A 9,921-nucleotide genomic window follows, 5' to 3' on the forward strand; every position below is an offset into this window, starting at 1 on the left:
CACACATGTCTGATTTTATTTGTCAGAAATATACTGACTGTTCTTCTTGTTCCCATTACCAGAAGCAACTGTTCAAATACCGTTCTTACATCAAGGGAATGATACTCCCGAAGGAACGGTGTTCGCAGAATACGATCTATTTTCTGGTGAGCGGGCGCGTGCAGGTCAACAGCGAAGAACATCCGGGAACCATATTCCATGACGGACAGTTCATCATGCAGCCGATCGGTTCGCGTGTGGAATTTCGGATACTGGAAGCGACGGAATGCATCCTTTACCTGTTTGAGACTCCGAAAAATATTTGCACCGATCGCTATAACCGGGGATTGGAGCTGGCAAAAGAAACCCCCATGCAACCCATCGTGATGGATATGTGTTTTCCCCTGCGCCTTTTCATCAACGGGTTGAAAATGTACCTCAACAATGAACTTCTGTGTGCGGAGCTTCTTGAGGCCAAACGGACGGAATTGTATTTCCTGCTCAATTGCTATTATACCATCAAAGAAATAGCGGCTTTTTATGCACCTATATATAGGTATAGTAAAACATTCCGCTATTTTGTCATGCAAAATTACCTGAAAGCAAAAGACGTGGAGTCTTTTGCTCAATTAGGGGGGTACTGTACCCCCACTTTTCGCCGTCTATTCAAAGACACTTTCGGCGAACCGGCTTACCAGTGGATGCTCAAGAAGAAATGCCAGGATATACAAAGTGATTTGACCACTACCGATATCAGTATCTCTGAAATCTGCTATAAGTACGGTTTCGAGTCATTATCGAACTTTTCCCACTTCTGCCGGGCCAATTTCGGCAAATCTCCACGCGCTATTCGCAACGAAAGAGGCGAAAACGCATAAAAATCAACATTTGTTGCAAGTTTTGCAACTCTTTGGTCAGAAAAAACAATTCTGCCGGTCTATAATCCCTGTACATTTGCATCATAACAGAAAGCAAGTTTTGATTATCAATCACTATTGAGCCAAATGGACATTCGGAAGTATTTAGAAACAGGAATCGCTTTTATGGTCTGCTGCATCATCGTCACACTGGTTAAGTGTAGCACAAATGACACACCGGAGCAGAATGAGCAGGGAAACATAGAATACTCCTTTAAATGGGATAAGCTGTTGAAAGGGTTCCCCGCTCCGGAAAAGCTTCGATACTGTTTTTATCCGATGGACGGAGGATCGATGATCCAAATGGATAATGATGCGGACCGGTTGCGTTTCGCCTTGCCGCCCGCCCGTTACAAGCTTTTGATCTTTAATTGTGATGCGGCAAATATTGCTTTCAGGAATACGAACAACTTCGACACTGCCGAAGCGTATCTTGTAACAACGAAAGCTGCCGACGGGATACAGAGCGGGACGATTCCCCTGTACGGAATCGTAGTCGAAGAGTTAGAGGTAAAAAGAGGCAGCAACGAATTGATCGAATTCAAGCCCGAACCTCTGGTCCGCAACCTCTCCATCACAGTGAAGGTGGAAGGAATGGAACATATAACGGGCTGTAAAGGAACTATCAGTGGCCTGTCGAGCGCTATCAACCTCAGTAAACAGGAGGTTGTGGCAGACGCAAAGGCAGACCGGACTTTTGAAACCACCCCTTCGGAGGAAGGAGTCAGTGCAAACATTCTGATGTTGGGAAAACCGAAAGAAAAAGGAGAAGGCGAAGAGCAGCCGGGTACGACTCCGACCCACGAGGTAACATTAGACTTTACCTTATCCGACGGGAGTAGCAGTTCTTCAACGATCGACTTAGGTACATCCCTCAACGAGACCGAAGGGCAAGACATAGACATCGCGATAGAAGCCGACGTCACCCCCGGTCCCAATTTCACAGTAACAATCAACCGGTGGAAGGTAACATCCGGTGATAGTTTAATTATCGAATAGACAACGAATATTTAATTAACGATTATAGGGTATAACAATTTAAAAATTTATAATTATGAAGAATCTATTATTTGGTATGCTTGCTATGGCAGCAATGGTTAGTTGTTCAAGTGAAAATGATCCGATAGACGATGTGACTGGCGGAAAGCAGGATAAGGTGGAGATAAAACTGAATGCGGGGGTTGTTGGTGTTGAGACGAAAGCAGCAGTTACAGCATGGGACAATACAAAAGTTAATTTTGCAAAAAAGGGTTCAACAACTTTTGATGAAGACTGGTATGCCACTATTGGTTCAGATAAAAAAATATCTTTTACAGAAAGTAATTTTACTACACCCCAAGCTCATTATTACAATAATGATGGTTCAAATACAACTCTTGTTGGATATTATCCAACAGAAAATATTACAAGAACTGCTAACGAAGTTTCTTTTGAAATACCAGCAAATGCGGATATGGATATAATGTCTACAGCGTCACAAAATGGGAATAAAAAAGTTGGAGAACAATTTGGTGAATTCACATTTAACCATTTACTCACTCAATTAACTTTCGAGGTGCTATCAGATGCTGGTTACACAGGTGGATATATTACATCTATCATATTAAAGGGCACCAATAGGAAAGCAAAATTAGATTTGACAAACCCCTCTGCATTAACTTTTGAATCTCTTGCAGCAGGAAATGATATTACAGTATATAATGGTACTATCACTCCTAACGGAACAGCTCAATCAGCAGGAGAAGCTGTAATGGTACAAGCAGGCGCGGATATGACGCTTACTATAGTAGCAGGTTCTACCACATATGAAAATATTTCAATAGTTACAACTGAGACTGATAACAAGACTAAAGCAGGAACTTCTTACAAAATAACTCTAACATTTTCTGGAAAAACAGTTTCAGCTGAAGCCGGATTAACAGCGTGGGATACAACAGGAACAGGATCAGGAAGAATAGAATAATTCCAACTTATAAGGAAAGGGGATCAAAAGTTCTCCCAAGTATATCAAAAGCACCTTGTTCACGCGCTTGACACGTGAACAAGGTTCCTTTGGTATACTCTTTTTGCTCACTTAAATTCTATAAAAAAATTCACAGGTTTATGCGGAAATCAATTTACTATTTATCCCTCTTTATCTGCTGTTTAGGTTGTACAGAAAGCACAAGTGTCATCCCAACAGAGATAAGTGATCCTATCCATTTCTCCACCCGCATCCAAACCCTCACCACCAAAGCCATTATCACCGACGCCACCCTTCCCGACAATTCCCAGATCGGAGTCTTTTCCTGGGGGCATCATAAAAGTGACGGAAGTGTGAACACCACGCTGCGCAAGGATTTGACAAACACTCTTTATACTCAGCAGGTAGGAAGCAGCGAATTAATCGCCTCTGTGGACGGCCATTATCCCATCAATCCCGACACCCTGCTTAATTTCTACGCCTATTATCCTTATACCCAATCGGGAACCAATACACCCGGAAGTATTCCGTTCGATCTAAACAAACAAGAAGATATTATGTGGGCGACTCCCGTCCTGAACCGGAGCAAAGCCACAAGTGCGGAGACGGTAAACCTCGCCTTCAACCATTTACTCTCGGCTATCACGGTCAAATTTGAGAAAGCCGACGATATCAAAGAAACGATGATCCTGCAAAGTATTTCCCTCGCAGGCTATTCACCCGTTATACAACTCGACATACAAACAGGCAAGCTGACACAAGCGGCCACCGAAAGCAACTATACCTTTGTCAAAAGCCAGAACATCGAGATCGGCCCGACGCAAAAGACAATCACAACCGATTGCCTGCTCTACCCGGTTGCCAAACCCGTCTTTATTGTCCGCATAAGCGATAAAGACTACCGCATCGAATCCACCAAAGCATTCGAAGCCGGCAAAAAACAGACATACGAATTTACGCTACAGGCCAAAGACATCCACCTCTCCGGTAGCATCAATCCCTGGGAAGAGGGCGGTTCAAGTAACGAAACGGTTTACTTTTAATAACAGCCGGGCATTTCTTCCCTTCAGACAACCGGCAGGCCTTTTGCAATCAAGCTGAATATACAGACTGGATGAAGTCTGCGAGTCCCTTCGTCTCGTCCAGGTCGAGTTTACGGCGGATATCTATCTTGCGGTGGTAGATGGTCGATATGCCCTGTCCGGTGACGACATTGATTTCCTTCGTGGTGAAGCCGGCGCATAACAGGCAGCAAAGCTGAATCTCTTTCTCGTTCAGCAACTCGCCGTAACGGTTGGTCAGTTTCGTATAGAAACCGTTATAAGACGCGTCGATAATCGGATAAAGCTCTTCCCATATCAACAGGCGGTTGCCCTTTTCTGTTCCCTCTCCCGGATTCGCTATTTGCCGGAGGAGTTCCTGGTTGGCGCTGGTCGGCGAGGAGGCAAGCAGGCGGATCAATCCCAATTGTTTCAGCAGGATGCGGCGGAAGAATGCTCCATCGGCAGCCGGTTCTTCAGCCATATTCTTCCGGGCTTCGTTCAACAGGTGCTCTAATGCTTCGGCTTTTTCTTCGGAAGCTACCCAGCGTTGCCTGCGGTTGCGGATGTAGAGATACAGGATACCGCCTGCCAAGATAACGGCACAGAGGATTCCGGTCAGCAATAGTTTGAGTTGCTGCTGATGCAGGTTGAGCGTATATTGCTTTTCCAGAAGAACCTGCTGGTTCTGGACGTGCTCGCTGTTGATCAGTCGCTGGCGGAAGGATGCTGTGTTGATCGAGTCGTTGTAGATAAACTCTTTTGTCCGGATGTCTTTGGGCGACAGGGCGTAGCTGGTCGCTGCATATAAAGTGCTGAGTGAGTTATGGGCGGTCGGGTAGTCTTCCTTTATCCGGATAACTTCTTTTTTATAGGCCTCCGCTGCCTTTTGGTAACATAGCAGGGCAGAGTCCGGTTTGCCCATCGCTAAATAAATATAACCTTTCGTGCTGGTGCTGGAAAATAAATAGCGTTCGGGATTGATGGCGATTGCTTCGTCGGACAGTCTCAATGCTTCGTGGGCATCCAGCCCGATCATATTGGCACAGTTACTCAAATAGAAAGGACGTTGCTGCAAGGGCATTTGGTAAACCAGTTCCAGGCATTTGTAGGTATAATAAACAGCCGAATCCGGGTGCAGTCCCTCGAAGTTGTAGCTGGCGGCTAATTCGTAGTATGTATCCGCCCGCCATTCCGGATCGGTGGTTATGGATAGCAGCTTGTGGGCATACTGCCGGGCAAGCGGATAGTTTTTCGGATTGATATGGTCGTTGTACAACAGGATAAGTTTGCTGTATAGGGCCGGAATATGGTTCTGCTGGTCGTGCGGACAGACTTCGATGGCACGGCGGTAGAAGGCATCCGCCCGGTCGAACTGTTTCAGCCACTCCTGCCGTTGTGCCTCTAAGCGGTAACAATCACGCAAGCGGGCGGAGTCGGGGACGGCGGCGTAGTAGTCGATAGACATCTGCAACAGCGAGTCGGTCACATATGAGCGGTCTGTGTTACGGCGTCCCGTTGCGTGCAGATACCAATAATCGGCCAGCTCTTTTCCCGTCAGCCGTTCGGGGAAACGGATCTGTTTGAGGAGAAGGAGCGTACTGTCCGGGTTCTCCGGCAGGCAGCTTTCCGCCCGGTCGAGCAGGTCGCGGTCCGATGGCGCCGTGCATGCGCCTGACAGGAGGACGAAGAATAGTAAGATATAACCCGTTATCGCGGAAACGTACCTGTTCATGGAAGTGTCTGTTTGAAAAAATGTTTCCACAAAGCTAAGAAACTTTACTTGTATAAACAACTCTTCCATAAATATGCTACAGACGGTTAAAGTCGGTTCTCTTTTGGTCAGGTATGGATTTATCTGTATCTTTGTTGCTGCGTTAATGATAAGAAAGCATGGCAGATACGAAGGAACAATTTGAAAAAGTGATATCCCAGTGCCGGGAGTTGTTTGAAAAGAAGTTGAAAGATTACGGTCCGTCGTGGCGCATTATGCGTCCGCAGTCGGTGACCGACCAGATATTTATTAAGGCAAACCGGATCCGCAGCCTCGAAATAAAAGGCGTGAGCATGGTGGACGAAGGCATCCGTCCGGAGTTCGTGGCAATCGTCAATTATGGTGTGATCGGGCTGATACAGTTGGCAAAGGGATTTGCCGATACGACCGATATGAGCAATGAAGAGGCGCTTGCCTTGTACGACCAGTACATCACGGAAACCAAAGAACTGATGTATGCCAAGAACCATGATTACGATGAGGCGTGGCGCGGTATGCGTATCAGTTCCTACACGGACCTGATTCTGATGAAGCTCTATCGTACGAAGCAGATCGAGAGCCACGGCGGCAAGACGATCGTCTCCGAAGGCATCGATGCCAACTATATGGATATGATCAACTACGCCCTGTTCGGACTGATAAAACTTGAATATGGTGAAGAAGAAGAAGGGTGCGTCAAAAATAAGTTCTAATGCTTTAGCGTGTCATTGCGGGCTTGACCCGCAACCTCATCCTAAACGGATTTACAGTGATTAGGATGAGATGGCGGGTCAAGCCCGCCAGGACACAGACGCAGTGAATAGAACGCACACACCTGTACTTAAAAAATAAGAGACAAATGAAAAGTAAAAATACCGTTATAAAGATATTGGCAGAACTCTGCCGCCTGCTGATCGGAGTCGTGTTTATCTTCTCCGGCTTTGTCAAGGCGGTCGATCCGGTGGGAGGGGCGATCAAGATAGGTGATTATCTGACTTCCTTCGGACTGGACAAGTTACAGCCTTTTACGGTATTGCTGTCTTTCAACCTCTCGGCTATCGAGTTTGCATTAGGTGTCTGTATGCTGTTAGGCGTGTACCGGCGGTATGTTTCTTTCCTCGTGCTGGTGTTTATGGCGTTTATGACGCCGCTCACCCTGTATCTGGCCCTTTTCGATCCGGTGTCGGATTGCGGATGCTTCGGCGATGCGCTGGTCATTACGAATTGGGAGACATTCTATAAAAACATTGTCCTTTCTGCTGCGGCCGTTACCGTGTTTATTTATAACCAACGGCTGTTCCAGTGTTTTACTTACCGCGCTTATTGGTTTGTCGCCCTCTATGCCTACCTGTTCGGGGTAGGTTTCGCTTATTATAACTACAACCACCTGCCGGTAATCGATTTCCGCCCTTATAAGGTCGGCGCGAATATCCCGCAGTTGATGGAGATACCCGACGGCGCTCCCGAGGATGAATATAAGTATTCGTTCGTCTATGAGAAAGACGGGGTGAAGAAAGAGTTCTCGCTCGAAGACTATCCGGCAAACGACAGTAGCTGGACGTTCGTAGAGTCGAAAACCGAACTGATCCGGAAAGGATATGAAACGCCCGTTGCCGGCTTTAACATCTATAACGGCGAAGGCGAGGACGTGACGGATGAAATCATCCGCAATCCCGGTCCGGTTCTCCTCCTGATCTCCCCGAAACTGGAAGATGCCGACGACGAACGGATGGACGAGATCAACAGCGTGTATGACTATGCGCTTGAACACAACATACCGTTTTACTGCGTAACCGGCTCATCGCCGGAGGCAATCGATACGTGGAGCGACAATACCGGCGCCGAATATCCTTACCGGATGGCGGACGAGGTGTTGCTCAAGACAATCATCCGTTCCAATCCCGGACTGGTGCTGTTGAAAGACGGCACGATACTGGGCAAATGGCATTACAACGACATCCCGGCGGAAGAAGATGTGAAAGCGGTGATGGACGGCTGCCTGGACGGGCAGCGTATAAAAAGTAAAGAAGATGTTGCGCTCGCAACCAACTTATTGACTTTTACCGTACCTTTGCTGCTTGTTTGGGTGTACGACCTGTTGCGCTTCCGGCGCAGACGCAAAGAAAAGAAATAACTATTGTATTACATATTTAATTAATTAAGTCATGAGAAAGAATATTGTTGCAGGAAACTGGAAGATGAACACTACCCTTCCTGAAGGTCTTGCTTTGGCAAAAGGTTTAGACGAAGCTCTTAAAGGTAAAACAATCAACTGCGATGTGATCATCGGTACTCCGTTCACTCACTTGGCAAGCGTTGCTGCCGCTATCGATACTGACAAGATCGGTGTTGCTGCTGAAAACTGCGCCGACAAGGAAAAAGGTGCTTACACTGGTGAAGTTTCTGCCGCTATGGTTGCTTCCACAGGTGCAAAATATGTGATCTTAGGCCACTCTGAAAGACGCGCTTACTATCACGAAACTCCGGAAATCCTGAAAACAAAAGTTGAATTGGCTTTAGCTAACGGCCTGACTCCGATCTTCTGTATCGGTGAAGTGCTGGAAGAAAGAGAAGCCGGCAAGCATTTCGAAGTGGTAGACGCTCAGATCAAGGGCTCTCTGTTCGACCTGTCTGCTGAAGACTTCGCTAAGATCGTATTAGCTTACGAACCGGTTTGGGCTATCGGTACAGGCAAAACCGCTTCTTCCGACCAGGCTGAAGAGATCCACGCGCATATCCGCGCTACATTGGCTGCTAAATATGGCCAGGAAATCGCTGACAACTGCACAATCCTTTACGGTGGTAGCTGCAACGCAGGCAACGCAAAAGAATTGTTCTCCAAACCGAACGTAGACGGTGGTCTGATCGGCGGCGCATCTTTGGCTGTTGATAAGTTCATGCCGATTATTGAGGCGTTCAACTAATAAATTAAGAATTGAAAATTGAAAATTGAAAGTTGTTTCGGCTTTCAGCCGATTGGGGCTCTGTCTCCTTTTAATTTTCAATTTTCAATTTTCAACTTTCAATTAACATGAAACGTATCCTATCTTTATGTATGTTGCTCGGCGCGTCCGCCCTGTCCGCCCAGACCGGTGGTGACGGATCGGCGGTGACTATTGTCGATGCCCTGCAGGAAAAGGTTCCGGGAAAAGGAACTGTTGTGGTACGCCAGCCGGATGCTCTTCGCACGATGATGGGCAAACGTTTGCATGGCGAAGGTGTAGAGAAGACCGACAGTACGGCCTTTTTGAAGATACAAGGCTATCGTACACAAGTGTTTTCCGGCAACAACCAGCGTAAATCCAAAGACGAGGCGTTCCGGAAAGAAAAAGAAATTAATGAGCTTTTCCCCGATGTCCCGACCTACGTGACCTATAACGCTCCGTTCTGGCGCGTGCGTGTCGGCGATTTCCGTTCGCACGAAGAGGCTTACCATATGCAACGTCTGTTGATGGATGCATTCCCCGCCTACAAGAAAGAGATGTACATCGTAAAGGAAGAAGTCAAAATCCCATTGAATTGAAATGAGTGAAGAAGTAAACGCTAAGACTTTGCAGGCCCGCGAAGAGTTGGCCGGACACTATAAAAGTATTATCAGCCTGCTTGGCGAAGACGTGGACCGCGAAGGCCTGTTGAAAACTCCCGAGCGCGTTGCCAAAGCCATGCAGTTCCTGACAAAAGGCTATCAGGAAGACCCGGCAGCCGTGCTCCGCGGCGCCATGTTCAAGGAGGAAGACTACAAGCAGATGGTCATTGTGAAGGACATCGACTTCTTTTCCCTTTGCGAACATCATATGCTGCCCTTCTTCGGGAAAGCCCATGTCGCCTATATCCCTAAAAAATATATCACAGGATTGAGCAAGATTCCCCGTGTCGTGGATATCTTCGCCCGCCGTCTTCAGATTCAGGAACGCCTGACGATGCAGATCAAAGAATGCATCCAGGAAACGCTCGACCCGCTTGGCGTCATGGTTGTCATCGAAGCCCAGCACATGTGCATGCAGATGCGCGGCGTCGAGAAACAGAACTCCCTGACCACCACTTCCGACTTTACGGGATTCTTCCAGCAAGCCAAGACGCGCGAAGAGTTCATGAATCTGATCAAACATAACCGGTAGCCGTCCCTCCGGTCGGCACCTGATTTCCGTGAGCCGGCATGTAAATACGGTTTTATGCCGTCTTAATCTTATCCCTGACTTGTACGGAAAAAAGTTTACACAATTAGAAAATAAAAATGTGTAAAGAAAAGCGACACAATCGAAAATATAC

The 9,921-nt window shown here is 47.1% G+C and carries 10 protein-coding genes; 9 read left to right on the forward strand and 1 reads right to left on the reverse strand.

The features are described 5' to 3' along the window. Positions 1-5: 5 nt before the first annotated feature. From DWU89_RS16350 to DWU89_RS16365, 4 genes are all read left to right on the forward strand, one after another. Positions 6-857 (forward strand): helix-turn-helix domain-containing protein, encoded by an 852-nt coding sequence (locus DWU89_RS16350; RefSeq protein ID WP_115500703.1) that lies wholly within the window; start codon positions 6-8, stop codon positions 855-857. Between the two features lie 126 nt (positions 858-983). Further along, positions 984-1,895, forward strand: a complete 912-nt coding sequence (locus tag DWU89_RS16355; protein ID WP_115500704.1) for a DUF5119 domain-containing protein — start codon at positions 984-986, stop codon at positions 1,893-1,895. Positions 1,896-1,950: 55 nt separating this feature from the next. Continuing rightward, positions 1,951-2,859 carry a fimbrillin family protein gene (locus tag DWU89_RS16360; RefSeq protein ID WP_115500705.1) on the forward strand — a complete coding sequence of 303 codons (909 nt, stop codon included), beginning with the start codon at positions 1,951-1,953 and terminating at the stop codon, positions 2,857-2,859. A gap of 140 nt (positions 2,860-2,999) precedes the next feature. Next, positions 3,000-3,902: a fimbrillin family protein gene (locus DWU89_RS16365; protein WP_115500706.1), complete on the forward strand. Its 903-nt coding sequence runs from the start codon at positions 3,000-3,002 to the stop codon at positions 3,900-3,902. Between the two features lie 49 nt (positions 3,903-3,951). Here the strand turns inward: DWU89_RS16365 and DWU89_RS16370 are convergent, their stop codons facing one another. Continuing rightward, a complete protein-coding gene (locus tag DWU89_RS16370; protein ID WP_147292136.1) occupies positions 3,952-5,634 on the reverse strand; it encodes a helix-turn-helix domain-containing protein in 1,683 nt (560 codons plus the stop codon). A gap of 158 nt (positions 5,635-5,792) precedes the next feature. Here DWU89_RS16370 and DWU89_RS16375 point away from each other — a divergent pair, with 158 nt between their 5' ends. The 5 genes from DWU89_RS16375 to folE all read left to right on the forward strand — a co-directional run bounded on the left by DWU89_RS16375 (position 5,793) and on the right by folE (position 9,770). After that, complete coding sequence (locus DWU89_RS16375) at positions 5,793-6,365, forward strand: DUF1599 domain-containing protein (RefSeq protein WP_115500708.1); 573 nt, start codon at positions 5,793-5,795, stop codon at positions 6,363-6,365. Between the two features lie 146 nt (positions 6,366-6,511). Then, positions 6,512-7,786, forward strand: coding sequence for a BT_3928 family protein (locus tag DWU89_RS16380; RefSeq protein WP_115500709.1), 1,275 nt, complete (start codon positions 6,512-6,514; stop codon positions 7,784-7,786). 31 nt (positions 7,787-7,817) lie between these two features. Beyond that, positions 7,818-8,576, forward strand: a complete 759-nt coding sequence (gene tpiA / locus DWU89_RS16385; protein ID WP_115500710.1) for a triose-phosphate isomerase — start codon at positions 7,818-7,820, stop codon at positions 8,574-8,576. 107 nt (positions 8,577-8,683) lie between these two features. Further along, complete coding sequence (locus tag DWU89_RS16390; RefSeq protein WP_115500711.1) at positions 8,684-9,175, forward strand: SPOR domain-containing protein; 492 nt, start codon at positions 8,684-8,686, stop codon at positions 9,173-9,175. 1 nt (position 9,176) lies between these two features. Continuing rightward, positions 9,177-9,770 (forward strand): GTP cyclohydrolase I FolE, encoded by a 594-nt coding sequence (gene folE / locus DWU89_RS16395; RefSeq protein WP_115500712.1) that lies wholly within the window; start codon positions 9,177-9,179, stop codon positions 9,768-9,770. Positions 9,771-9,921: the final 151 nt, after the last annotated feature.

The sequence above is a fragment of the Parabacteroides acidifaciens genome (assembly GCF_003363715.1).
Taxonomy (GTDB): Bacteria; Bacteroidota; Bacteroidia; order Bacteroidales; family Tannerellaceae; genus Parabacteroides; species Parabacteroides acidifaciens.

Coding starts and splice junctions, on each gene's coding strand:
- DWU89_RS16350 (WP_115500703.1), top strand. CDS start 6: ATGTCTGATTTTATTTGTCAGAAATATACTGACTGTTCTTCTTGTTCC.
- DWU89_RS16355 (WP_115500704.1), top strand. CDS start 984: ATGGACATTCGGAAGTATTTAGAAACAGGAATCGCTTTTATGGTCTGC.
- DWU89_RS16360 (WP_115500705.1), top strand. CDS start 1,951: ATGAAGAATCTATTATTTGGTATGCTTGCTATGGCAGCAATGGTTAGT.
- DWU89_RS16365 (WP_115500706.1), top strand. CDS start 3,000: ATGCGGAAATCAATTTACTATTTATCCCTCTTTATCTGCTGTTTAGGT.
- DWU89_RS16370 (WP_147292136.1), bottom strand. CDS start 5,634: ATGAACAGGTACGTTTCCGCGATAACGGGTTATATCTTACTATTCTTC.
- DWU89_RS16375 (WP_115500708.1), top strand. CDS start 5,793: ATGGCAGATACGAAGGAACAATTTGAAAAAGTGATATCCCAGTGCCGG.
- DWU89_RS16380 (WP_115500709.1), top strand. CDS start 6,512: ATGAAAAGTAAAAATACCGTTATAAAGATATTGGCAGAACTCTGCCGC.
- tpiA (WP_115500710.1), top strand. CDS start 7,818: ATGAGAAAGAATATTGTTGCAGGAAACTGGAAGATGAACACTACCCTT.
- DWU89_RS16390 (WP_115500711.1), top strand. CDS start 8,684: ATGAAACGTATCCTATCTTTATGTATGTTGCTCGGCGCGTCCGCCCTG.
- folE (WP_115500712.1), top strand. CDS start 9,177: ATGAGTGAAGAAGTAAACGCTAAGACTTTGCAGGCCCGCGAAGAGTTG.